General features: G+C 54.3%; 4 protein-coding genes. All 4 read left to right on the forward strand.

The window, feature by feature from the left end:
* A partial coding sequence (locus SY1_RS12210) for a calcium-binding protein (protein WP_279369738.1) occupies positions 1-639 on the forward strand: 639 nt, incomplete at its 5' end.
* A gap of 199 nt (positions 640-838) precedes the next feature.
* Positions 839-1,126 (forward strand): hypothetical protein, encoded by a 288-nt coding sequence (locus SY1_RS12215; RefSeq protein ID WP_208873916.1) that lies wholly within the window; start codon positions 839-841, stop codon positions 1,124-1,126.
* A gap of 10 nt (positions 1,127-1,136) precedes the next feature.
* On the forward strand, positions 1,137-2,072 hold the full coding sequence (locus tag SY1_RS12220) for an ankyrin repeat domain-containing protein (protein WP_208873917.1): 936 nt from the start codon (positions 1,137-1,139) through the stop codon (positions 2,070-2,072).
* Positions 2,073-2,388: 316 nt separating this feature from the next.
* Positions 2,389-2,703: hypothetical protein (locus SY1_RS12225; RefSeq protein WP_208873918.1), on the forward strand; the 315-nt coding region annotated here is incomplete at its 3' end.

Below are 2,703 nucleotides of genomic sequence, written 5' to 3' on the forward strand. Positions count from 1 at the left end.
GACGACGACACCCTGGTGGGTGGTGCCGGAGACGATTACCTCGAGGGAGGCTACGGCAGCGACACGTATGTGTACAACAAGGGCGATGGTCACGACACGATCAACCAGTATACGTATTCCATAGATGAGGGGACGGACCGTCTGAAGTTCGGCGAGGGGATAACTTCGGAGGATATCGAGATTATCCGCCGGGGTAACGACGTGACGTTCTCGTTGAAGGACGGAACGGGGAGCGTATTGGTGCAAAATTGGTACGATAACGATCATCGTAAGCTGGACGAGGTGGAGTTCGCGGACGGGACGAAGTGGAGCATGGAGGATGTGGACGCGATGGAAAGCGGGGCCTCCGGCAGCGTGCCGTTCATGTCGCCCATGCAGCTTCAGGCAGCCCTCGATGACTTTGGGGCGTCTGCGCCAGCCTCCCTTCTTTCGATGAGTGCGATGAGTGAAGCGATGGGGCCTGAGGATTATGCAGGCGCGCAGCTCCGGATGGACGTTGCCGTGGCCGGCCTGGCCTTTGATTCGGCGGACTCGGACAAGGTCATCGACTTCTCCGCGGTTGCATCTTCCGCAAACGCGAACGCGCTGACCGTCTCCATGGCGTCGGAGAATGGCCTGGAAAAGCATTTTGAGGTGTGAGCAGGCTAAAAGCAAACCCCTCCGGCCCTTCGGGCCACCTCCCCTTTCAGGGGAGGCAATCCATATTAAACGCGAATTGGTATCAGCTGATCTTCGTGTTTTTGAGCGTCTTTTCAGAAAAACTTCTTGTTTCCCCTCTTGACACGGCCCGGCAACCTTGATAGGATAAAAATACATCGTTTTTGTGTTTCAATACGTAATGGGGACTTGGAACTCGGAAGGACAATCGGGAGAGCCGCGGCGACGCGCAGACCTGAACAACCACGAATTCCTGAAATCGACAGCGCGAAGCGACCTGGAGAAGGGAGGTTTCGCGCTCTTCTTTAAAATTCAGGCAAAACGACGACGGCTGAAAATTCAGAAGAAGTGGGAGGCGAAAGTCCTTGCGACGGAAGTTATCTGCGGCGAGCGCGTGTTTTTTTGTGGCGTCCATCCTTTGGCTCTTGGGCTTGGCAGCGCCGGCCCTTGGCGCTATTGGCAAGGATGACTTCTTTGCCTTGGTCGAGAGCGGTGACATTGCGGAGATCGAGGCGGCGATCCAGAACGGACAGGACTTGGAACAGGAGAACGAGAGCGGCTGGACGCCCCTGTTCATAGCCGTCAGGAGGGGAGACCCCGATGTCGTTCGGCTGCTGCTCCGTGCCTCAGCGAAGCCCGGACACAGGGCTAACGGGGACATGACCACTTTGCACTGTGCCATGATCGCCCCAGTGAAAGGCCGCCCTCTGGAGAAGACGCTCGCGATCGTGAACCTTCTGTTGTTGGAGGATATGAGCCTGGCCAATGCCCGAAATTGTGACGGAACGACGCCGCTCCACATTGCAGCGCTGCTTTACAGTGACAGGGAAATTCGTAACCAAATCCAGCAGGGGGATTTGAAGGGTATTCCACGGCTGCTGGAGGTTCTGCTCAGTGCAGGAGCGGACCCGAATATCAAGGATAAGAAGGGAAATACGGCGCTGCATGATGCAGTATTGGGATCGGATGATGAGGTGGCGCTCCTGTTGATTCAGTCGGGAGCTGAGGTCAACGCCAGCAACAACGAAGGTGCTACACCTATATACCTCGCTGCCGCTATGGGATGGTCCAGAGTGGTGTCTGCACTGCTAGCCCATGGGGCGAGCCCTGACGTCGGCATGGAGGGTGTGACACCTTTGCACGTGGCGACGGGAATAATCCTGACAGACCAAAGGCCTTCGGGAGAATGGGAGAGCTTCAGCGAGATGCTGACGCGCACAGGAAGGAACGGGGCTGACTTCCTGAAGGTGGCGAAAACCCTGGTCGAGGCCGGGGCAGAGGTCAACGCTCTAAGCAGTCAAGGTAAAAAGAGAACGCCGCTCGACATGGCCGAGATGTGTAGGAATACGATGGTTGCGGAATACCTCAAGAGCGTCGGTGGCAGGCGAGGAAAGCCTTGGTACTGGCCCTTCTGAAAAACAAAATGAATGGTAATTGAAGGTAACACTTGAAGAGGTATGAAGGAGGAGTTTTGAAAAATTGAGAGGAGATATAAATGCTTGTTTTGTTTGGTACAACGGCTCCCGTAAGTGGCGAAATTCCAACCTGCGGGGAATTCCTGGTCATGTGGGGTGCGATGTTTATTGTCGCCGTGTATTGTTTCATTGATAAAAAGTATCGTTAGAGGGGTGAAAACAAGTGATAGGAGATTTCTTTGTTGACGGGTTAAGACAACTGGGGGACTTTCTTGGGGAAGCGATTGACAAAGGAGCAGACCTCATCGGTGGCCTTATGGAATTGAAGGTTAGTGGTGCAGGTTGGGGATTAACAAGCGTAAATTTGCTTTACAGCGCTTCTAAGGTTAGTAAAGATACGTTCTTATATCGAACGAAAGGAATTCTTGTCGAGCGCAAATTAGCATTTGCTCATGCATTATATCTTGTCAGTTGTGGAGCGTGGCCTGATAGTCAAGCTGTCCCCGCCCGTCGCGACCCGTTGGTCCTGGACCTGAATCGGGATGGGAAGGTTGAGCTGAAGAACGCGGCGTTCTTTGACCTGAACGCCAACGGGTTCCATGAGTTTACGCGGTGGATCGACAAGACGGAC

The organism is Fretibacterium fastidiosum, assembly GCF_000210715.1.
Classification (GTDB): Bacteria; Synergistota; Synergistia; order Synergistales; family Aminobacteriaceae; genus Fretibacterium; species Fretibacterium fastidiosum.

What these genes read in the sequence shown, in the direction of transcription:
- SY1_RS12215 (WP_208873916.1), top strand. Translation starts at nt 839, where the DNA reads ATGGGGACTTGGAACTCGGAAGGACAATCGGGAGAGCCGCGGCGACGC.